This window comes from Kitasatospora sp. NPDC088779 (assembly GCF_040685395.1).
Classification (GTDB): Bacteria; Actinomycetota; Actinomycetes; order Streptomycetales; family Streptomycetaceae; genus Kitasatospora.
Genome location: NZ_JBFBHW010000004.1, coordinates 61,764 through 81,102 on the forward strand (window position 1 = coordinate 61,764; position 19,339 = coordinate 81,102).

At 73.3% G+C, this 19,339-nt stretch carries 19 protein-coding genes; 8 read left to right on the forward strand and 11 right to left on the reverse strand.

Annotated elements, in window-relative coordinates:
- Positions 1 to 42: 42 nt before the first annotated feature.
- From AB0P03_RS04535 to nth, 4 genes are all read right to left on the reverse strand, one after another.
- Positions 43 to 744: a metal-dependent hydrolase gene (locus tag AB0P03_RS04535; protein ID WP_363579682.1), complete on the reverse strand. Its 702-nt coding sequence runs from the start codon at positions 742 to 744 to the stop codon at positions 43 to 45.
- A 150-nt stretch (positions 745 to 894) separates the two neighbouring features.
- The gene (locus AB0P03_RS04540; RefSeq protein WP_363579683.1) at positions 895 to 2,079 is read right to left on the reverse strand and encodes a MarP family serine protease; all 1,185 of its coding nucleotides are present in this window, start codon (positions 2,077 to 2,079) and stop codon (positions 895 to 897) included.
- Positions 2,080 to 2,125: 46 nt separating this feature from the next.
- Complete coding sequence (locus tag AB0P03_RS04545; RefSeq protein WP_363579684.1) at positions 2,126 to 2,893, reverse strand: CoA pyrophosphatase; 768 nt, start codon at positions 2,891 to 2,893, stop codon at positions 2,126 to 2,128.
- The gene (gene nth / locus AB0P03_RS04550) at positions 2,890 to 3,765 is read right to left on the reverse strand and encodes an endonuclease III (protein WP_363579685.1); all 876 of its coding nucleotides are present in this window, start codon (positions 3,763 to 3,765) and stop codon (positions 2,890 to 2,892) included. The genes AB0P03_RS04545 and nth overlap by 4 nt, the downstream gene beginning before the upstream one ends.
- Positions 3,766 to 3,912: 147 nt before the next feature.
- Here nth and AB0P03_RS04555 point away from each other — a divergent pair, with 147 nt between their 5' ends.
- The 3 genes from AB0P03_RS04555 (at position 3,913) to AB0P03_RS04565 (ending at position 7,671) form a co-directional block, all read left to right on the forward strand.
- Positions 3,913 to 5,448, forward strand: coding sequence for an FAD-dependent oxidoreductase (locus AB0P03_RS04555; RefSeq protein WP_363579686.1), 1,536 nt, complete (start codon positions 3,913 to 3,915; stop codon positions 5,446 to 5,448).
- Complete coding sequence (locus tag AB0P03_RS04560) at positions 5,445 to 6,848, forward strand: glutamate-cysteine ligase family protein (protein WP_363627814.1); 1,404 nt, start codon at positions 5,445 to 5,447, stop codon at positions 6,846 to 6,848. The genes AB0P03_RS04555 and AB0P03_RS04560 overlap by 4 nt, the downstream gene beginning before the upstream one ends.
- A 205-nt stretch (positions 6,849 to 7,053) precedes the next feature.
- Positions 7,054 to 7,671: an RraA family protein gene (locus AB0P03_RS04565; RefSeq protein WP_363579688.1), complete on the forward strand. Its 618-nt coding sequence runs from the start codon at positions 7,054 to 7,056 to the stop codon at positions 7,669 to 7,671.
- Positions 7,672 to 7,790: 119 nt separating this feature from the next.
- Here the strand turns inward: AB0P03_RS04565 and AB0P03_RS04570 are convergent, their stop codons facing one another.
- A complete protein-coding gene (locus tag AB0P03_RS04570; protein ID WP_363579689.1) occupies positions 7,791 to 8,636 on the reverse strand; it encodes an isocitrate lyase/phosphoenolpyruvate mutase family protein in 846 nt (281 codons plus the stop codon).
- A 120-nt stretch (positions 8,637 to 8,756) separates the two neighbouring features.
- Between AB0P03_RS04570 and AB0P03_RS04575 the strand changes: the two genes are divergently transcribed.
- Complete coding sequence (locus tag AB0P03_RS04575; protein WP_363579690.1) at positions 8,757 to 9,788, forward strand: winged helix-turn-helix domain-containing protein; 1,032 nt, start codon at positions 8,757 to 8,759, stop codon at positions 9,786 to 9,788.
- Between the two features lie 152 nt (positions 9,789 to 9,940).
- Positions 9,941 to 10,615, forward strand: a complete 675-nt coding sequence (locus AB0P03_RS04580) for a Crp/Fnr family transcriptional regulator (protein WP_030240972.1) — start codon at positions 9,941 to 9,943, stop codon at positions 10,613 to 10,615.
- Between the two features lie 117 nt (positions 10,616 to 10,732).
- Here AB0P03_RS04580 and AB0P03_RS04585 read toward each other — a convergent pair whose 3' ends face one another.
- The 5 genes from AB0P03_RS04585 to AB0P03_RS04605 all read right to left on the reverse strand — a co-directional run bounded on the left by AB0P03_RS04585 (position 10,733) and on the right by AB0P03_RS04605 (position 13,393).
- Positions 10,733 to 11,566 carry an MBL fold metallo-hydrolase gene (locus AB0P03_RS04585; RefSeq protein ID WP_363579691.1) on the reverse strand — a complete coding sequence of 278 codons (834 nt, stop codon included), beginning with the start codon at positions 11,564 to 11,566 and terminating at the stop codon, positions 10,733 to 10,735.
- On the reverse strand, positions 11,563 to 11,733 hold the full coding sequence (locus tag AB0P03_RS04590) for a hypothetical protein (protein ID WP_363579692.1): 171 nt from the start codon (positions 11,731 to 11,733) through the stop codon (positions 11,563 to 11,565). The genes AB0P03_RS04585 and AB0P03_RS04590 overlap by 4 nt, the downstream gene beginning before the upstream one ends.
- Positions 11,734 to 11,839: 106 nt before the next feature.
- Entirely contained in the window at positions 11,840 to 12,706 is an 867-nt protein-coding gene (locus AB0P03_RS04595) for an NUDIX hydrolase (RefSeq protein WP_363579693.1), read from the reverse strand.
- A 64-nt stretch (positions 12,707 to 12,770) separates the two neighbouring features.
- Positions 12,771 to 13,238: a RidA family protein gene (locus AB0P03_RS04600; protein WP_063348662.1), complete on the reverse strand. Its 468-nt coding sequence runs from the start codon at positions 13,236 to 13,238 to the stop codon at positions 12,771 to 12,773.
- Positions 13,235 to 13,393, reverse strand: a complete 159-nt coding sequence (locus AB0P03_RS04605; RefSeq protein WP_094743074.1) for a DUF4177 domain-containing protein — start codon at positions 13,391 to 13,393, stop codon at positions 13,235 to 13,237. The genes AB0P03_RS04600 and AB0P03_RS04605 overlap by 4 nt, the downstream gene beginning before the upstream one ends.
- A gap of 208 nt (positions 13,394 to 13,601) precedes the next feature.
- On the opposite strand from AB0P03_RS04605, the gene AB0P03_RS04610 reads away from it, so the two are divergent.
- Complete coding sequence (locus tag AB0P03_RS04610) at positions 13,602 to 14,684, forward strand: ArsA-related P-loop ATPase (RefSeq protein WP_363627815.1); 1,083 nt, start codon at positions 13,602 to 13,604, stop codon at positions 14,682 to 14,684.
- Between the two features lie 131 nt (positions 14,685 to 14,815).
- The gene (locus AB0P03_RS04615) at positions 14,816 to 15,934 is read left to right on the forward strand and encodes an ArsA family ATPase (RefSeq protein WP_363579928.1); all 1,119 of its coding nucleotides are present in this window, start codon (positions 14,816 to 14,818) and stop codon (positions 15,932 to 15,934) included.
- Positions 15,935 to 16,152: 218 nt separating this feature from the next.
- Here the strand turns inward: AB0P03_RS04615 and AB0P03_RS04620 are convergent, their stop codons facing one another.
- The gene (locus AB0P03_RS04620) at positions 16,153 to 16,476 is read right to left on the reverse strand and encodes a WhiB family transcriptional regulator (protein WP_030240986.1); all 324 of its coding nucleotides are present in this window, start codon (positions 16,474 to 16,476) and stop codon (positions 16,153 to 16,155) included.
- A gap of 423 nt (positions 16,477 to 16,899) precedes the next feature.
- Between AB0P03_RS04620 and AB0P03_RS04625 the strand changes: the two genes are divergently transcribed.
- Positions 16,900 to 19,326 (forward strand): transglycosylase domain-containing protein, encoded by a 2,427-nt coding sequence (locus AB0P03_RS04625; RefSeq protein ID WP_363579695.1) that lies wholly within the window; start codon positions 16,900 to 16,902, stop codon positions 19,324 to 19,326.
- Positions 19,327 to 19,339 lie beyond the last annotated feature (13 nt).

Genomic DNA, 19,339 nt, shown 5'->3' on the forward strand with positions numbered 1-19,339 from the left:
CGGGTCGGCCGGCCGATCGGTTCGGCCGGTCAGGCCGGACGGTCAGTTCACGATCGTCGGCGACACCGCGGTGAACCAGAGCAGGACGAAGGTCGCCACCGACATGATCGGCACCAGCACCTTGGTCTCGACGTTGTTGCCGCTGCGCTTGATCAGCACCACCTCGTAGCGCTCCTTGTGCGGCCAGAGCAGCGGCGCGCCCTTCTTGGTCAGGCAGTCGCCCAGCAGGTGCGCCAGGGTGCCCAGCGCCACCGCGTACGGCAGCCAGCCCGGCGAGTTCGGCATCCAGGTGTTCATCCCGAAGGTGCCGAGCGCGGACAGCCCGATGACGGTGATCCAGCTCTCCGGGCCGTCCCCCGGCGGGCAGAGCCGCAGCGCCCGGATCGCGAGCGCGATCAGGAAGAACGTCAGCACCAGGGTGAAGTTGCGGCCCAGGTAGGTGACGCCCGCCCAGGTGCCGGCGCCCATCAGCGCGACGAACAGCAGCGAGTGGGTGGCGTGCCGGTGCCCGCCGGAGGCCCAGGCCACGAAGCGGCAGAGCGCTTTGGAGATCGGCCCCAGGAAGTTGGCGATCGAGCCGTCGTGGTGGTCGAGGTCCGGCAGCAGGGCCGCCCCCGCGCACAGCACCGTGCCCATCAGTATGTCCGCCGGCTGCAGCGTGGTGTGCAGCAGCAGCGGGGGCAGGAACGGTGCGGAGGCGGCGTACAGCATCGCCCCACTGACCGCGTGCGAGTGACCCATCATCGGACTACCACGACCTCCCGTAAGACTCACTCCGGGACGGCGCCCGGTTGAGCCGAACGGGTGAGCGCGGCAGAGGCTACCAGGGCGGACTGACGGTGTGACGGATATCGGATCGTCGGATCCGGCGCGTCGGAGCGCCCCGGGGCCCGGTCAGAGCGCGCAGCCCTGGGTGTCCACCCGGGTGCTCGCGGTGCCGCCCTTCTCCGCGTCCTCCCGCACCTCGGCCGCGGTCAGCACGTACCCGGTGTCGGCGCTGTCCAGCGACTTGGCGAACACCACGCCGTAGACCTGGCCGTCCGGGGTGAGCAGCGGGCCGCCGCTGTTGCCCTGGCGGACCAGCGAGCGGACCGAGTAGACGTCGCGGACCACCTGGCCGCGGTGGTAGATGTCCGGGCCGTTGGCCTGGATCCGGCCGCGGATACGGGCCGGCTGGACGTTGAAGGCGCCGTTCTCCGGGAAGCCCGCCACGATCGCGCTGTCGTTGGTCTTCGCCTCGCCCGCGAACGACAGCGGGGGCGCGTTCAGCTTGGGCACGTCCAGGACGGCGATGTCGCGCTGCCAGTCGTAGCGGACCACCGTCGCGTCGTACAGCTGGCCGACCCCGCCGATCTGCACGGTCGGCTCGTCGACCCCGCCGACCACGTGGGCGTTGGTCATCACCCGGTGCGGGGCGAAGACGAAACCGCTGCCCTCCAGGGTCTTGCTGCAGGAGGTGGCGGTGCCGACCACCTTGACCAGGCTCTGCTTGGCCCGCGCCACCGCCGGGCTGCCGGCCAGCGCCGGGTCGGGGGTGTCGACCTGGGTGATCGGCTCGTGCTCGAAGGGGTTGAAGACCTGCGGGAAGCCGTTGCGGGCCAGCACCTTGGAGAAGTCCGAGAACCAGTTCGGCGCGTCGTCGGGCAGCGCGTTCTGCACGCCGCCGAGGATCGCCGAGGAGCGGACCTGCTTGGACACCGTCGGCAGCGACGCCCCGGCCAGCGCCGAGCCGATCAGCCAGGCCACCAGCAGCATCGAGACCACGTTCACGGCCGCGCCGCCGGTCGCGTCCAGCACCCGCGCCGGACGGCGGCCGATGTGGCCCCGGAGCTTCCAGCCGAAGTGCGCGGTGACCGCCTGGCCGATCGCGGCGCACACGATCACCACCACCACGGCCACCACCGAGGCCGTCGTGCCCGGGCTGAGGTGGTCGAGCAGCAGCGGCAGCAGTTGGACGGCCAGCAGGCCGCCGCCCAGGAAGCCGACCAGGGACAGGACACCCACGACGAAGCCCTGCCGGTAGCCCGACACGGCGAATGCCACGGCAGCGGCGATCAGCAGCACATCCAGGACGTTCACCCGGACACCCTCCCACGGCCCGCGGCCCGGCCGTGCAGACGGCCCCTCACGTGGGACCGGCGTCGCCGCCGGGCAGCGCCCGGGAGTGGTCGAGATCGCCCTGCACCAGGGCCAGCGCCTCGTCCGAGAGGTCGACGATCCGGGACGGGTCCCAGGGCAGCTCCAGCCCGCCGTGGTGCAGCACCCGGTCGATCACCCCGGCCGTGAACCCCCAGACCAGCCGCCCGGCCACCGCGAAGGCCGGCCCCACGTGCCCGGACGGGTGGCGCAGCCGCACCCGGTTCGCCGGGTCGGCCAGATCGGCGACCGGCACCCGGAACACCGCACCGGTCTCGCCCTGGTCCACCGGCCGCACCGGCGACTCCTCGCGCCACCAGCCCAGCACCGGCGTCACCACGAACCGGCTGACCGGGATGTACAGCGCCGGCAGCACCGCGAACACCTGCACCCCGGCCGGGTCCAGCCCGGTCTCCTCCCAGGCCTCGCGCAGCGCCGCCGCGACCGGGCCAGGGCCGTCCGGGTCACCGTCCTCCGGATCCAGCGCGCCGCCCGGGAAGGACGGCTGCCCGGCGTGCGAGCGCAGCGAACGGGCCCGCTCGATCAGCAGCAGGTCCGGCCCGTCCGGGCCCTCGCCGAACAGCATCAGCACCGCCGCCGCCCGGCCGCCCTCCACCGGCGGCAGGAAGCGGCTCAGCTGCTCCGGCAGCACCCGCTCGGCCGCCTCCCGCACCGGCTCCAGCCAGGCCGGCAGGCCGTCCGCCTCGACCACCCGCACCGCCGACGGCTCCGGAGTCCGCCGTGCCTCGCGGGTCACTCGCCCACCGCCAGGTCCGCGATCCGCCCCTGGTGCTCGGCGGCGTCGGCCCGGGCGGCGGCCTCCCCCGGGAAGTCCCCCGGCGGCCTCAGCCGCTGCCCGGGCTGCCCGCCCAGCTCGTACTTGAGCAGCTTGCGCGCCTTCTCCGGGTCGGTCTCGCCCTCCCCGTACGACGGGCAGAGCGGCGCGACCGGGCAGGCGCCGCAGGCGGGCTTGCGGGAGTGGCAGATCCGGCGGCCGTGGAAGACCACCCGGTGCGACAGCATCGTCCACTCCGACTTCGGGAAGATCTCGGCGACGGCCGCCTCGACCTTCACCGGGTCCTCCTCCGCCGTCCAGCCGAACCGCCGGGCCAGCCGCCCGAAATGCGTGTCCACGGTGATCCCGGGCACCCCGAAGGCGTTGCCGAGGACCACGTTGGCGGTCTTGCGGCCCACGCCCGGCAGCGTCACCAGGTCGTCCAGGCGGCCCGGGACCTCGCCGCCGAAGTCGTCGCGCAGGGCGATCGAGAGGCCGATCAGCGACTTCGCCTTGTTCCGGAAGAACCCGGTCGGGCGGATGACCTCCTCCAGCTCCTCCGGGTTCGCGGCCGCCATGTCCTCCGGCGTCGGGTACTTCGCGAACAGCGCCGGCGTCGTCTGGTTCACCCGCAGGTCCGTCGTCTGCGCCGACAGCACGGTCGCCACCAGCAGCTGGAACGGGTTCTCGAAGTCCAGTTCCGGATGCGCGTACGGGTACAGCTCCGTCAACTCGCGGTTGATCCGCCGCGCCCGCCGCACCATCGCCAGGTGCGACTCCGGCTTCCCCGGCTTCACCCCCGGCACGGCCTTCGCCTTCGGTGCCGCCGCCGCCCGGACCTTGCTCTCTGCCATGCACGAAGGCTACGCCGAACGGCCGACGGCGGGCAGCGGATCACCGGAGCCCGCGGGAGCCGCGGACCGACCTTCGGATGGGCGCGGTCTGGTGGCTCGCGACGGCGGGCTGCCCCAGGCTGAGGGCTACGACGACGCGAGGTGCCCATGTTCGACGAGAGCTTCGCCTTTCCCAGCGGCCTGCTGCGCCCGGTGACCGGCGCCACCGGACGCGTCGCGGTGATCGGGGCCGGGGTGGCGGGCCTCGTCGCCGCCTACGAGCTCCAGCGCCGGGGCTTCGGCATCGTCCTGTACGAGCGGTCGAACCAACCCGGCGGACGGGTGCGCACGCACCGCTTCTGGGACGGCACGCACGCCGACCTGGGCGCCATGCGCATCCCCGGGAACCACCACTGCGTCCTCCACTACGTGTCCCAGTTCGGCCTGCGGACCAGGCCGTTCGTCAACTTCAACCCGGACGCCTACTACCACCTGCGCGGCCGTCGTGCCCGCGTCCAGGAGGTGCACGCGCTGCACCCGGCGTACGCGCTGCGCGCCGCCGAGAAGCAGGACCCGGTGCGGATCCTGGACCGGCTGCTGACGGCCGCCTGGGAGACGCTCACCCCCGACCAGCGCCGGCGGGTGCTGGACGGCCACTGGGACGACCCGGCGCTCGACCGGCTCGTCTCGGTGTCGCTGTGGCAGTACGTCCACGAGCACCTGTCACAGGACGCCTGGGACCTCCTCGGCCACGCCAGCGGCCTGGTCCACTACGAGCAGTCCTCCCTGCTGGAGGTCCTCGTCGACTACTTCGGCCTGTTCCACGCGGGCCAGGTGGAACTGGTCGACGGCACCGACCGCCTGGTGCACGCGTTCGTACGCCGGCTGCGGCCGAGGACCCTCCAGCTGTCCACCCAGATCGACGAACTCTCGCTGACCCGCCGGGGCGTCCGGGTGCACGGGCGGCGCCTCGGCGGCACGATCACCGAGGACGTCGACTTCGTCGTCTGCTGCGTCCCCGTCCCCGCCCTCGACCAGATCAGCTTCCGGCCCGGCCTGCCCCACCACCAGCGCCACGCGATCCGCGGCATCAGCTACGCCAGCAGCACGAAGACGCTCGTGCACACCAAGCGGCGCGGCTGGGAACTGGACGACCGGATCTTCGGCGGCGGCAGCTTCACCGACATGCCGATCCAGCAGTGCTGGTACCCGTCGGACAACGCCCGGCCCGTCGACGGCCGGACCAACGGGAGCACCGTCGGCAGGCGCTGGGCCGCCCGGGACCCGCAGCGCTCCCACGAGCCCGCGGTGCTCGTCGGCGCCTACCTGTGGGGGGCCAACGCCCGCCGCTTCACCACCCTGCCGCCGGCCGACCGCGACCTGCTGGTCCTGAAGTGCCTGGAACGGCTGCACCCCGGCATCCTCCGCGACGCGGACGACATCGTGCACTGGAACTGGGACGACCAGGTCGGCATGGGCGGCGGCGCCTTCGCCCACCTCGCGCCCGGCGAGCACACCCGGTACCTGACCGGGCTCGGCGCCCCGCACCCGACCGACGACCCGAGGATCTTCTTCGCCGGAGAGCACCTGTCCGGAGCGCACGCCTGGATGCAGGGCGCCGCCCAGTCGGCCCTGGCCGTGGTCGGCCAGGTGATCGACCGGGGGCAGCACGCCGACGACACCGCCCGGCTGCGGGCCGGGTGAGCGCGGCACCGGCGCCCCGGCGCCGACCCGGCGAACAGAGCGGCGGCCCGGCGACGGGAGCGGCGCTGCGCCGCGACGACCTCGGACCGCTGCTCGCCCCGGCGGCGTCCGCGACCGAGCGGATCGGGCTGGAGATCGAGAACGGCATCGTCGACCCGGAGACCGGGCTGGCCGCCCCCTACGAGGGGAGGAACGGCGTCCGGGCCGTCCTGGAGGCCGTCCTCGCCGAATGGGGCGGCACGGACCGGCGCGACAACGGTCGGCTGACCGGCGTGGACCTGACGGACACCGCCCAGATCACGCTCGAACACGGCGGCCAGGTCGAGTACTCCTCCGCCCCGGCCGCCGACCTGGCCACGGCCGTGGACGACATGCGGGCCACGATGGAGCGCCTCGCGGAACTCGTCGGGCGCTTCGGCCTGGCCCTCCTGCCCGGCGGCAACCTCCCCTTCGACCGGCTCGACACCGTCTCCTGGGTGCCGATGCTCCGCGGTGCCGTCATGCGCGACTTCTTCGACCGGATCGGCGAGGCCGGCAGCGGGGCCCCGAAGATCATGTCGATGTCGCTGTCCACCCAGGTGCACCTGGACTACCTGTCCGACGAGGACTTCACCCAGAAGCTGCGGATGCTGACCGCCGCGTCCCCGGTGGTCGCCGCACTCCTCGTCAACTCGCCGCTCCAGGGCGGCCGATCGAACGGGCTGCTCTCGCACAGGTCGCAGAACTGGCTGCGGATGGACCCGCGCCGCTGCGGCGTCCTGCCGCCCGCGCTGCGGCCCGACGTGACCGCCGACGACGTCATCGACTGGGCGCTGGGGATCCCGATGATCTACTACCGCGACCCGGACGGACGGTACCGGCTCGCCCCCGACCGGCCGTTCGCCGAGATCCTGCGGCAGGGCTTCGACGACGGCACCATGCCGACCTTCGACCACTGGGTCTCCCACATGTCGCAGATCTGGACGGACGTCAGAGTCCGCCGGACCCTGGAACTGCGGGCCGGGGACGGCCCGCCGTACCCGCACATCCCGGCCGTACCGGCACTGTGGACGGGGCTCGCCTACCACCCCCCGTCGCGGACGGCGGCCTGGGAACTGCTGCGCCACCACGGCGTGGCGGAGCACCGCGCGGCGAAGGCCCGGCTCCCCGCCGACGGCCTGGACACCCTGCTCGGCGGCGACCGGGTCCGCGAACTCGCGGCGGAACTCGTCCGGCTCGCCCGGGCAGGCCTGCGGGCCCGGGTTCGCGCCGGCCTGGAACAGCCGAAGGTGCTGGACTACCTCGACCCGCTCGACGAGGTGCTGCGCACCGGGCAGACCTTCGCGGAGCAGTGCACGGCCCGCTGGGACACCGACCTCCGCCGCGACCCCCGCCGCTACGTCGCGGCCTTCCGCGTCTGAGCCCCCGTCCGACACGGCCGTCCGGCACGGCCGCCCGGGTGCACGGCCGCCCGGGTGCGCGGGTGCGCGGGTGCGCGGCGACGCAGCCCACCGCGCCCGAGCCGGTGCAGTTCTCCGGCCGAAGGGCCTTCCTCGCCCGAACCGTCGCGGGTTAGCGTGACCGGCGGCGGCCGGCCGCCGCCTGCCCACCGAAGAACGAGGAAGCATGGACCAGGACTTCAAGGACATCCCCACCACCACCCTGGCCGACGTGCTCGGGCGCGCCCAGGTCATGGACATCGGCATCCGTCCGCTGTGGGCGGGGGCGCCGCGGGTGGCCGGCCCGGCGTTCACCGTGCAGTGCCCGCCCGGCGACAACCTGATGCTGCACGCGGCGATCCACCGGGCCGAGCCGGGCACCGTGATCGTCGTCGAGTCGGGAGACCTGGACTACGCGCTGGCCGGCGGCAACGTGTGCGCCGTCGCGCAGCGCCGGGGCGTCGTGGCGTTCGTCGCCGACGGCCTGATCCGGGATCTGGGCGAGGTGCGGGAGCTGGGCTTCCCGGTCTTCGCCCGCGGCGTGATCCCGATCCCGGGGGCCAAGCGGGAGCTCGGCACGCACGGCGCCCGGGTGCGTTGCGGCGGCGTGCTGGTGGCGGCCGGTGACATCGTGGTGGCCGACGAGGAGGGGGTCGTGGTGGTGCCCGCCGACCGACGTGCCGAGGCCCTGGAGGCGGCCCGCGCCAAGCTGGCCAAGGAGGCCGCCGAGACGCTGGACGACTGGGAGGCGGCGCACCGCACCCGGATCGAGAAGACCCTCGGCGAACTGGGCTTCACCGGCTGACCCCCTGCCCGGCGAGCCCGGCCCGGGTGAACGGCCCGGGTGAACAGGGCGGGTGAACGGGGCGGGTGAACGGGCCGGGTGAACGGGGCCGAGCGGCCGTGCTCCCGGCGGGCCCGTGGTCAGCCCCGGTACAGCCCGTTCAGCTCGCCGAAGCCGAGCGCGCCGTCCAGCTCCGCCAGCGTCCCGGCGCCGAGCAGTTCGGCGGCCGCGCGGCGCGCCGCGGTGTACGCGAGCTGGGCGAGCCCGGTGCCGACGCTGACACGCCGCACCCCCGTGGCGGCGAGTTCGGCGACGGTCGGCCCGCCCGCGACGGCCATGGCGTTCACCGGCAGCGGGGAGCGCTCGCACAGCCCGGCGAGGGCGTCGAGGTCCAGCAGCCCGGGGACGAACAGGCCGTCGGCGCCCGCCTCGGCGTAGGCCTCGGCCCGGGCCAACACGTCGTCGAGGCCGCCCAGCCCGAACAGGAGGACGTCGGTGCGGGCGTTGACCACCAGCTCGGGCAGCCCGGCCGCGGCCGCCGCCGTCCGGGCCGCCCGCAGCCGGTCGGCCTGCTCGGCCACCGGGAACAGCGGGCCGCCGACGGCCGTCGAGTCCTCCAGGTTGACGCCGACGGCACCCGCCCCGACCAGTGCCGCCACGGTCGCGGCCACGTCGGCGGGCGTCGGCCCGTAGCCGCCCTCGGCGTCGACGGTGACCGGCACGTCCACGGCCGCGACGATCCGGCGGGCCGCCTCGACGGCCTGCGCCCGGTCCAGCCGGTGGCCGTCGCCGTGGCCGAGCGACCAAGAGACGCCGCCGCTGGTGGTGGCGATCGCCGGGGCGCCGGCCGAGGCGATGACGGCGGCGCTGCCCGCGTCCCAGGCGTTGGGCAGGACGAGCGGGCCGTCCACGACGAGCTCCCGCAGCCGCAGCGCCCGCTCGCGCGGCGTGGGGGTGGGGGTGGGGGCCTGAGGGGGAATGGACATGCGGGGTCACCGTTCTTCCGTGCCGTCGGGTGCTGCCTCGGTTCCCCCGCATCGTGCGGCCCGGCCCGGGCGGGTCACCACTGATTAAGCTGGGCCCGAATCTTCTGGGAGGGGCCCGGCATGCGGACGGCACTGCACTTCTCCGCGAACGACCTGGCGCTGACCCGTTTCGCCCTCTCCCCCCTGCAGGAGGTGGTGACCAGCCTCCGCGCCCTCGCCCACTCCCCCGTCCCCGCGCTGCACCGCCGCTGGGCCGACCAGGTGCGCGACCGGCTGGCCGCCACCGGACTCGACCGCGGCCGGCTGGCCGTCATGGTCCCGGCCGTCGGCCACCTGCCCGACTTCCTCAACCCCGCACCGGCGGGCTTCTCCCCCGCCCTCGCCGACGAACTGGCCGCGATCGCCGCCACCGGCGCCGGGCAGGTCCGCGCCGACCTGGACATCCTCGCCGCCGAGGCCGGCGGCCGCCTGCCGCCCGTCCTGGAGCCGCTGTACCGCGACCCGGCGGCGCAGCTGCCCCGGCTCACCGCCGAGATCGAGGCGTACTGGCAGCTCGCGCTCGCCCCGTACTGGGCCCGGATCCGCGCCCTGCTGGAGGCGGACGTGTTCCACCGCTCCCGGCAGGCCGCCGAGCACGGCACCGCGCGGATGCTGGACGACCTGCACGAGACGGTCCGCTGGGACGGCGCGGCGCTGCGTCTGGAGCGGCGGCACTGCGCGGTCGCCCGGCTGAGCGCCGGGGCCGGGCTGCTGCTCCTGCCGTCCGCCTTCGCCTGGCCGCGGGTGCTGACCCGGGTGCTACCGCCGGACCCGCCGCAGCTGAGCTACCCGGCGCGCGGCGCGGCCACCCTGTGGGAGCCGCGCCCGAACGGGCGCCCGGACGCGCTGGCCGCCGTCCTGGGCCGGTCCCGGGCCCGGCTGCTGGCCGAGTTGGACTCCCCGGCCTCGACCACCGAGCTGGCCCGCCGCACCGGTCTGTCCGCCGCCGGCGTATCGCAGCACCTGACCGCCCTGCGCGCGGCGGGTCTGACCAGCGCCCACCGGGCCGGTCACAGCGTCCTCTACGCCCGTACGGCGGTGGGCGATTCACTGTTCGAACCGTCCGATGACGCGTTCGACCCGGTGCCGCCCCCGCGACGCCCCACCCGGTGACCCGCCGGTACGAATGGCCCCGCACCGCACACCTCGGCACACCCCCTCCTCATATGATCGGAGCGACATGCGCCATGCTTGGTGATGCAGAGCACGGTACGGAACTTGCGCCGGACGGCCCACCCGCCGAACGGCCGAGAAGGAGGAAGCACGTGGACGACGTTCTGCGGCGCGCCGCACTCTTCGCGGCACTCGACGACGAACAGGCCGGCGAGCTGCGCGCTTCCATGACCGAGGTGACCCTCGCCCGTGGTGAGTCGCTGTTCCACGAGGGCGACCCGGGCGACCGGCTGTACGTCGTCGCCGAGGGCAAGGTCAAGCTGCACCGCGCCTCGCCGGACGGCCGCGAGAACATGCTCGCCGTCCTCGGCCCCAGCGAGATGATCGGCGAGCTGTCGCTGTTCGACCCGGGCCCGCGCACCGCGACCGCCAGCGCGCTGACCGAGGTCAAGCTGCTCGGCCTGGGCCACGGCGACCTGCAGCCCTGGCTGCACGCCCGCCCCGAGGTCTCCATCGCGCTGCTGCGGGCCATCGCCCGCCGCCTGCGCCGGACCAACGACGTGATGTCCGACCTGGTCTTCTCCGACGTGCCCGGCCGCGTCGCCAAGGCCCTGCTGGACCTCTCCCGCCGGTTCGGCGTGCAGTCCGAGGAGGGCATCCACGTCGCCCACGACCTCACCCAGGAGGAGCTGGCCCAGCTGGTCGGCGCCTCCCGCGAGACGGTCAACAAGGCGCTCGCCGACTTCGCCGGCCGCGGCTGGCTGAAGCTGGAGGCGCGCGCGGTGGTGCTGATGGACGTCGAGCGGCTGTCGCGCCGCTCGCGCTGACCTCGGCGCGCACGTCTTCACGCCTTCACGCCGTAAACGCCGAAGGGCCCGTCCGCTCGGACGGGCCCTTCGGCGTTCCCCTTCGGCGTTCCGTTGCCCGCCCCGCGCGCGACGGGATCAGTCGAGGCCCGGGATCAGCCCGTGCTCCTCCAGGTACTCCAGCTGCGCCCGGACCGAGAGCTCGGCGGCCGGCCAGAGCGCCCGGTCGACGTCGGCGTAGACCCGGGCCACCACCTCGTCCGCGGTCCGGCAGCCGGCCTCGACCGCGGTCTCCACCTGGGCGAGCCGGTTGGCCCGGTGGGCGAGGTAGTAGTCGACGGCGCCGAGCGCGTCCGCGAGCGCCGGACCGTGGCCGGGCAGCACCGTCCGCACACCGTGCGCGGAGGCCATCGTGTGCAGGTGGCGCAGCGAGTCCAGGTAGTCGCCGAGCCGACCGTCGGGGTGGGCGACCATCGTGGTGCCACGGCCGAGGACGGTGTCGCCGGTGAGGATCGCGGCGTCGGCGGGCAGGTGGAAGGTCAGCGAGTCCGAGGTGTGGCCGGGGGTGGCGACCACCCGCAGGTCGAGGCCGCCGACGTCCAGCCGCTGGCCGTTGACCAGGCCCTCGGAGCCCAGCCGGTGCGCCGGGTCCAGCGCGCGCACCTCGGTGCCGGTGAGTTCGGCGAAGCGGGCCGCGCCCTCGGAGTGGTCGGCGTGGCCGTGGGTGAGCAGGGTCAGCGCGACGCGTTTGCCCTGCTGTTCCGCGAGGTCGACCACCCGGCGCAGGTGGCCCTCGTGCAGCGGGCCGGGGTCGACCACCACGGCGAGGTCCGAGCCGGGCTCGGAGAGCAGCCAGGTGTTGGTGCCGTCCAGCGTCATCGGCGACGGGTTGGGCGCCAGCACGCACAGCGCCCGGGCCGTGGCCTCGCCGTCGATGGTGGCGGCCGGGTCGCCCGGCAGGAGCCCGCTCACCGGTTGTCCCCGCCGGGCCGGTGCAGGGCCCTGAGCGGCAGGACCCGGACGAGCGGCCGCTGGGCCTCGACGAACGGGACCGGACTCTCGCAGGCCGGGGTACGGGGGATCAGGCGGCGGGCGGGCAGCTCGGGTGCCGTCCGGCGAGCCACGGCGTTGTGGGTCATCGGGCGTCGGTCCTCTCTGTTTCGAGTCTGTTCGGCGGCGTCGTCGGCGTCGTCGGCGTCGTCGGCGTCGTCGGGCGACAGTGCCGACGAGGGCGGCGCCGGTCGGTCAGGCGTCCTCGGGGAAGTCCCCGTCGATGGTCAGTTCGTCGTACCCGGGCCAGCGGACCGTCATCCGGTCGCCCCGGACCTCGGCCCGGCCCAGCACCGGCTCCAGCGACCGCCCGGAGGCCGCGGTCAGCGCCTCCGCGGCGGTGCGCACCGGCGCCAGCTCGCGCAGCACCGTCACGGTCGGCGGCAGCATCCCGAACCGGCCCTCCCGGTAGCCGAGAACGGCCTCGGCGGGCGTCAGCCAGGCCACCCGGTCGGCCTCGCCGACCTCCAGGGCCGCGCTCTGCCCGGCCGGCAGCACCGCGACGAAGAACCACGTGTCGTAGCGGCGCTCCTCGAACTCCGGGGTGACCCAGCGGGCCCAGCCGCCCAGCAGGTCGCTGCGCAGCACCAGAGCGTGGTCGCGGAGGAACTCGGCGAAGGACAGCTCGTGCGCCTCCAGCGCCGCCCGCTCGGCGCTCCAGTCGCGCGGCGCGGCGACGCTGTCCGCGTCCGGGCCGGCCAGCAGGACGCCGGCTTCCTCGAAGGTCTCGCGGACGGCCGCGCAGACCACCGCCCGTGCCGTCCGGGCGTCCACCCCGAGCCGTCGCGCCCACTCCTCGGGCGCCGGTCCGGCCCAGCCCGTCTCCACCTCGGCGTCGCGCGGATCCACCCCGCCGCCCGGGTAGGCGTACATGCCGGCCGCGAAGGCCATCGAGGTGCGCCGGCGCAGCAGGTACGCCTGCGGCCCGGCGGCCGCGTCGCGCAGCAGCACGACCGTCGCGGCCAGCCTGGGCACCGGCGGGGTCAGCACGCCGGAGTCGACCGCCCGGATCCGGGCGGGCCAACCGGGCGGCATCGGGAGCGTCGTCGCTCGATGGTCCATGCCCGGATGCTAAGCGTACGAAGGCGGGGTTGGACAGGCCCAACCCCGCCTTTCGCGATCACGCTCAGCTGTTCTTGACGCGCACCTGGAGCTCGACCTCGACCGGGGCGTCCAGCGGCAGCACCGCGACGCCGACCGCACTGCGGGCGTGCACCCCGGCCTCGCCCAGCACCTTGCCCAGCAGCTCGCTGGCACCGTTGATCACGCCCGGCTGACCGGTGAAGTCGGGGGCGGAGGCGACGAAGCCGACCACCTTCACGACCCGCTCGATCTGGTCCAGATCACCGATCACCGACTTGATCGCGGCCAGCGCGTTCAGCGCGCAGGTCTGCGCGAGCTCCTTGGCCTCCTCCGGGGAGACCTCCGCGCCGACCTTGCCGGTGCTCGGCAGCTTGCCGCCGACGACCGGCAGCTGGCCGGAGGTGAACACGAACTCGCCCGAGCGCAGGGCCGGCACGTACGCGGCGACCGGAGCGGCCACCGGCGGCAGGGTCAGACCCAGGTCGGCGAGCTTGGCCTCGACCTTGCTCATGCGTTCTTCTCCCGCTTGAAGTAGGCCACCAGCTGCTCCGGGTTCGGGCCCGGCACGACCTGGACGAGCTCCCAGCCGTCCTCGCCGAAGTTGTCCAGGATCTGCTTGGTGGCGTGTACGAGCAGAGGCGCCGTCATGTATTCCCACTTGGTCATGGCCAGACTCTAGACGAGCGGCCACGGCGATCGGCGCCGCCCACGGACCGGCGTGTGAGGTGGCCCACAAAGGGGGCATGATTCAGGCCCGGCCCCCCTGGTGCTCCGGGCATCCGGCGCGCTCCCTGGTTACCCTCGCGAGAGGGCACCGGTAGTTCGGGCCGGCCGACGGAGCGGCCCCGGCCCACGAGACGGACGGAGACGGAGCGTGGCACGCACCCCCGGCCAGGCGGCCCGGCGCGACCCCGACTGGGAGGGCGTCCGGCTGCACGTGGTCAGCGGCAAGGGCGGCACCGGGAAGACCACGCTGGCCGCCGCGCTGGCGCTGGCGCTCGCCGCCGACGGCGGCCGGGTGCTGCTGATCGAGGTCGAGGGGCGCCAGGGCATCGCCGAGCTGTTCGGCATCGCCGCCCTCCCGTACGAGGAGCGCCGGATCGCCGCGGTCTCCCGCGCCCAGCTGGGCCTGCCCCCCGACGACGGGGGCGGCGGAGGCGGCGGCGAGGTGCTCGCGCTGGCCATCGACCCCGAGCAGGCGCTGCTCGAGTACCTGGAGATGTTCTACAAGCTCGGCCGGGCCGGCAAGGCGCTGCAGAAGGTCGGCTTCGTCGACTTCGCGACCACCATCGCGCCCGGCGTCCGGGACGTCCTGCTCACCGGCAAGGCCTGCGAGGCGGCCCGGCGCAAGGGCCCGGACGGCCGCCGCCGCTACGACGCGGTCGTGATGGACGCGCCGCCGACCGGGCGGCTCACCCGGTTCCTGAACGTGAACGCCGAGGTCGCCGGGCTGGCCCGGATCGGGCCGATACACACCCAGGCACAGGCCGTGATGCGGGTGCTGAAGTCGCCGGAGACCGCGGTGCACCTGGTCACCCTGCTGGAGGAGATGCCGGTGCAGGAGACGGTCGACGGCTTCGCCGAGCTGCGCGAGGCCAGGCTCCCGGTGGGCGGGGTGATGGTCAACATGGTCCGGCCGCCGGTGCTGGACGCCGCGGCGGTGGCCGCGGTGGACGGGAACCACCGCGAGGAGGTCGCCCTGGCCCTCGGCGAGGCCGGGCTCGGCGGGCGCTCGCGCAAGCCGGAGACGGTCCGGGCGGCGGTGGAGCCGCTGCTCGACCCGCTGCTGGAGCAGGCCAGGGAGCACGCCGAGCGGGTCGAGCTGGAGCGCGAGCAGCGCGCCGACCTCCAGCAGCTGCGGCTCCCCACGTACGAACTGCCACTGCTGGGCGAGGGCGTGGACCTCGGCGGGCTGTACCGGCTGGCGGGCCAACTGAAGCGGCAGGGGGCGGCGTGACCACCAACGGAACCAACGTAACCAGCGGGAACGGCGGGGCCGGCCGGGCCCACGGCGGCGGTAGCAGCGGTGGGGTCGGCGACGGCGGCAGCGGTGTCCGGGCCGCCGGCAGCCGGCTCGCCGTCGACGGGCTGATCGACGACCCGAGGACCAGGATCATCGTCTGCTGCGGCTCCGGCGGCGTCGGCAAGACCACCACCGCCGCGGCGATCGGCCTGCGGGCCGCCGAACGCGGCCGCAAGGTCGTCGTTCTGACCATCGACCCGGCCCGCCGGCTCGCCCAGTCGATGGGCCTGACCGAGCTGGACAACACCCCCCGGGTCGTCAAGGGGGTCACCGGCAACGGCGAGCTGCAGGCCATGATGCTCGACATGAAGCGGACCTTCGACGAGGTCGTGCTCGCCCACGCCGAGCCCGAACGGGCCAAGGCGATCATGGAGAACCCGTTCTACCAGTCCCTGTCGGCCGGCTTCGCGGGCACGCAGGAGTACATGGCGATGGAGAAGCTCGGGCAGCTGCGCGATGCCGAGGAATGGGACCTGATCGTCGTCGACACCCCGCCGTCCCGCTCCGCACTGGACTTCCTGGACGCGCCCAACCGGCTCGGCTCCTTCCTCGACGGCCGGGTGATCCGGATCCTGACCGCCCCGGCCAAGGTCGGCGGCCGCAGTGCGATGAGGTTCCTCAACGCCGGCATGGGCCTGATCACCGGCACCCTGGGCAAGATCTTCGGCGCCCAGCTGCTCACCGACGTGCAGACCTTCGTCAGCGCGATGGACTCGATGTTCGGCGGCTTCCGCGAGCGCGCCGACCGCACGTACCAGCTGCTCAAGGCGCCGGGCACGGCGTTCCTGGTGGTGGCCGCGCCGGAGCGGGACGCGCTGCGCGAGGCGGCGTACTTCGTCGACCGGCTCGCCGCGGACCGGATGCCGCTGGCCGGTCTGGTGCTCAACCGGGTGCACGGCTCGGGCGCGCCGCAGCTCACCGCGGAACGGGCGCTGGCGGCCGCCGAGGCGCTGGAGGAGAACGGCTCGGAGCACGCCTCGCCCGAGGCCGAACTGCTCGCGGCCGGGCTGCTGAGGCTGCACGCCGAACGGATGCAGATCATGGGGCGGGAGCGCCGAACCCGCGACCGCTTCGTCTCCGTGTACCCGGACGTGCCGATCGTGGAGGTCGCCGCGCTGCCGGGCGACGTGCACGACCTGGACGGGCTGCGCGCCATCGGGGACCGGCTCAGCGGCACCGCGTAGGCACCGGCCCGGCCCGGGCGCCCAACACCGGTGCGCCCGGCGCGAACGTCGTCGGCACGGATGTCCTCAGCCCGAACGTCCTCGGCGCGAACGTCCTCGGCGCGAACGTCCTCGGCGCGGGTGCGCCGGACACGGGTGCGCTGGGCACCGATGTCCTCAGCCCGATGGCCCCCCGGCACCGGTCTGCCACGGCGCGGGTCCGCACCGCGCCGGTGTGCTCAGCCCGCCTGGGCGTAGTCCGTCAGTATCACGCCGGTCGCGAGGGACTCCTCGTACTCGGTGCGGGCCGTCTCCAGCAGTCTCCGCCACGAGATGACCGTCGGGCGGCGGCGCAGCAGCGCCCGGCGCTCGCGCTCCGTCATCCCGCCCCAGACCCCGAACTCGACCCGGTTGTCCAGTGCGTCCGCCAGGCACTCCGTGCGGACGGGGCAACCGCTGCACACCGCCTTGGCGCGATTCTGCGCCGCCCCCTGGACGAACAACTCGTCCGGATCACTCGTGCGGCAGGCGGCCTGCGCACTCCAGTCGTCAACCCAGCCCATCCCGGCGCCGTCCTCTCCCGTATCGAGGCTCCCCCACGGCGGCAACGGCATATTCACCGTTGCCAGTTGAGGACGTTACGGAAGAACGACAGCGAGCAACAGCCCCTCCGGGCTCAATCTCGAATGACCCGATTGGACTATGGGTACCGGTCAGCTCACTCGTTGGAGTGATCGCAGGTCGCAAGCCTTGTCAATCGCGGCGCGGCAACTCTCGCCACGCGTGTCATCACGGAGCGCTACCGTTCACACGGGTACAGCAGGCCACAGCTGCCTCAAAAACCCTCTAATATCGGGCAATTCGGGCAAGTCTCTGCACTCACAAGAGTGAATGGTGTTGACGCACCGAAGCTGTCGCAAGCTTGTGACAAGCGTAGGGGAACACCTGCCCCTGTGGGCGGGATTCCGCGACGTAGGGTTCTCCTCATGGCACCGAAGCGCCCCCAGGCATCCCAGCCCCCAGGCAACACCGGAGCTCCGCGCGATAAGCGCCGCGAGTCGCCGCTCGACATCGCGGGACACGGAGTGAAGTTCCTGGGCGTCAGCGTGCTCTCCGGAGTCCTGCTGGCAGGCCTCGCCCTGCCCGCCGTCGGCGCCATCGGGCTGACCGCCAAGGACACGGCGGAGAGCTTCTCCAACATCTCCGACGACTTCAAGACCCCGCCGCTCACCCAGGCGACGCAGATCTTCGACGCCAAGGGCGGCCTGATCGCCAAGGTGTACGAGCGCGACCGCACCGTCCTCACCGCCGACCAGATGTCACCGTTCATGCGGCACGCCCAGGTCGACATCGAGGACGCCCGCTTCTACGAGCACGGCGCCGTCGACCTCAAGGGCGTGCTCCGCGCCATCGGCAAGAACGCCGAGAGCGGCACCACCTCGCAGGGCGCCTCGACGCTGACCCAGCAGTACGTGAAGAACGTCAACGTCGAGAAGGCCGGCGACGACCAGGCCGCGGTGCTGGAGGCGCAGCGCAAGACCCTGGGTCGCAAGATCCAGGAGCTCAAGGTCGCGATCAAGCTGGAAGAGGACCTGTCGAAGGACCAGATCCTCACCAACTACCTCAACATCACCTTCTACGGCCACCAGGCCTACGGCATCGAAGCCGCCTCCCAGCGCTACTTCAGCAAGAGCAACAAGGACCTGACCGTCGCCGAGGCCGCCACCCTGGCCGGCATGGTGCAGAACCCGTCGTCCTACGACCCGGTGCGCTATCCCGACAACACGGTCAAGCGCCGCAACGTCGTGATCGACAAGATGCTCGAGAACAAGCACATCACCGCGGACCAGGCCAAGGAGGCCAAGGCCGCCCCGCTGGGCCTGAAGTTCAAGGACCCGCAGAACGGCTGCATCACCGCCCAGGCCGGCATGGGCTTCTTCTGCGACTACGTGCGCCACGTGGTCAAGCAGGACCCGGCGTTCGGCAAGAGCGCCGCCGACCGCAAGAAGCTGTGGGACACCGGCGGCCTCAACATCTACACCACGCTGGACCCGGACAAGCAGGCCGCCGCCCAGAACGCCGTCACCAAGAAGGTCAACGTGACGGACACGGTCTCGGCCGCCGCGACCATGATGGAGCCCGGCACCGGCAAGATCCTGGCCATGGCCCAGACCCGCCCGTACGGCCTGGACCCGAACAAGAACCAGACCGTCGTCAACCTCAACGTCGACTCCGCGATGGGCGGCGGCAACGGCTTCCAGACCGGCTCGACGTTCAAGCCGATCCTCGCTGCGGCGGCCCTGGAGTCGGGCCTGTCGCCCACCCAGCCGTTCCCCTCCGAGAACAAGATCGACTACCCGCAGATGACCACCTGCACGGGCACCTGGAGGAACACCGACAAGCCCAAGGCCACGGTGAAGAACGAGTCGGCCGGCGAGATCGGCCCGTACGAGCTCAAGCAGGCCATGGCCCTCTCGGTCAACACCTACTTCGTGCAGATGGAACAGCAGGTCGGCCTCTGCGCGATGAAGCAGATGGCCAACAAGCTGGGCATCACCCAGTCCGCCAAGGGCGACGCCTTCCAGGAGGTCCCCTCGATGGTCCTCGGCACCCTGGAGCTCAGCCCGCTGACCATGTCGAACGTCTACGCGACCTTCGCGGCCCGCGGCAAGTACTGCACCCCGATCGCGATCAACAAGATCAGCACGGTCGACGGCAAGGACGTCAAGGTCCCGCAGACCACCTGCAGCCAGGCCTTCTCCGAGCAGACCGCGGACGCCCTCAACACCGTCCTGCTCAACGTGACCGAGAAGGGCACCGCGGCCGCGCTCAAGCTCGACGACGGCCGGCAGATCGCCGGCAAGACCGGTACCACCGACGAGAAGAAGGCCGCCTGGTTCAGCGGCTACACCCCGTCGCTGGCCACCTCCGTCTGGCTCGGCGGCCCGGCCGGCGGCGTCAAGATGAAGAACATCAACATCGGCGGCAAGCACTTCGACGAGGTGTTCGGCGCCGACGGCCCCGGTCCGATCTGGCAGCTCGCGATGAACCAGGCCCTCAAGGGCTCGTCCCCGGAGCAGATCCAGACCATCAACATCCCGGACCCGGCGCCCAAGACCGACCCCAACGCCAACCAGACCGGCGGGGCCACGCCGCCGGCCGACCCCGCCCAGCAGCAGCCCGGCGGCAACCCGCCGCCCCAGGGCGGGAACCCGGGCGGCAACCCCGGTGGCAACCCGGGCGGGAACCCCGGCGGCGGCAACCCGGGCGGGGGCAACCCTGGAGGCGGCAGCAACAACGCCGGCGGGATGATCGGCGGCGGGTTCACCTTCCCGCCGGGCGTCATCGGCGGGAACAACGGCGGCAACGGTGGAAACGGCAACGGCGGCAAGCACGGCGGCAACAACGGCTGACCGGCCCCCGACC

Excerpts from the sequence above, each read along its gene's own strand:
- AB0P03_RS04535 (WP_363579682.1), bottom strand. The coding sequence starts at position 744 with ATGATGGGTCACTCGCACGCGGTCAGTGGGGCGATGCTGTACGCCGCC.
- nth (WP_363579685.1), bottom strand. The coding sequence starts at position 3,765 with ATGGCAGAGAGCAAGGTCCGGGCGGCGGCGGCACCGAAGGCGAAGGCC.
- AB0P03_RS04555 (WP_363579686.1), top strand. The coding sequence starts at position 3,913 with ATGTTCGACGAGAGCTTCGCCTTTCCCAGCGGCCTGCTGCGCCCGGTG.
- AB0P03_RS04565 (WP_363579688.1), top strand. The coding sequence starts at position 7,054 with ATGGACCAGGACTTCAAGGACATCCCCACCACCACCCTGGCCGACGTG.
- AB0P03_RS04570 (WP_363579689.1), bottom strand. The coding sequence starts at position 8,636 with ATGTCCATTCCCCCTCAGGCCCCCACCCCCACCCCCACGCCGCGCGAG.
- AB0P03_RS04575 (WP_363579690.1), top strand. The coding sequence starts at position 8,757 with ATGCGGACGGCACTGCACTTCTCCGCGAACGACCTGGCGCTGACCCGT.
- AB0P03_RS04590 (WP_363579692.1), bottom strand. The coding sequence starts at position 11,733 with ATGACCCACAACGCCGTGGCTCGCCGGACGGCACCCGAGCTGCCCGCC.
- AB0P03_RS04595 (WP_363579693.1), bottom strand. The coding sequence starts at position 12,706 with ATGGACCATCGAGCGACGACGCTCCCGATGCCGCCCGGTTGGCCCGCC.
- AB0P03_RS04600 (WP_063348662.1), bottom strand. The coding sequence starts at position 13,238 with ATGAGCAAGGTCGAGGCCAAGCTCGCCGACCTGGGTCTGACCCTGCCG.
- AB0P03_RS04605 (WP_094743074.1), bottom strand. The coding sequence starts at position 13,393 with ATGACCAAGTGGGAATACATGACGGCGCCTCTGCTCGTACACGCCACC.
- AB0P03_RS04620 (WP_030240986.1), bottom strand. The coding sequence starts at position 16,476 with ATGGGCTGGGTTGACGACTGGAGTGCGCAGGCCGCCTGCCGCACGAGT.
- AB0P03_RS04625 (WP_363579695.1), top strand. The coding sequence starts at position 16,900 with ATGGCACCGAAGCGCCCCCAGGCATCCCAGCCCCCAGGCAACACCGGA.